Raw genomic sequence first — 210 nt, forward strand, 5'->3', positions numbered from 1 at the left:
GCGGCATCGTCGACGAGCCGCCCTTGCCGGCGGCCGCCGGTTCGCCAAGCTCGCCGACTTCGGTCTGCATCTGCAGCGACACGTCACGTGCGATCTTGCCGAGCGTGCCGGTCAGCATCCCGAAGCACGCCGCGGCTTCCGCGATGCGGTCGCGCTGCGTATGCCACGGCACGGCCGGCAACGCGAGTTTCAGGTCGGCCGCGAGCGCGG

The 210-nt window shown here is 71.9% G+C and carries 1 protein-coding gene; it reads right to left on the reverse strand.

Features of this window, described 5'->3' with window-relative positions; genetic code table 11:
• Positions 1-210: lyase family protein (locus tag A9Z05_RS31555; RefSeq protein WP_256122143.1), on the reverse strand; the 210-nt coding region annotated here is incomplete at both ends.

It is taken from the genome of Burkholderia sp. A2 (genome assembly GCF_001729305.1).
In the GTDB taxonomy this organism is placed as follows: Bacteria; Pseudomonadota; Gammaproteobacteria; order Burkholderiales; family Burkholderiaceae; genus Burkholderia; species Burkholderia sola.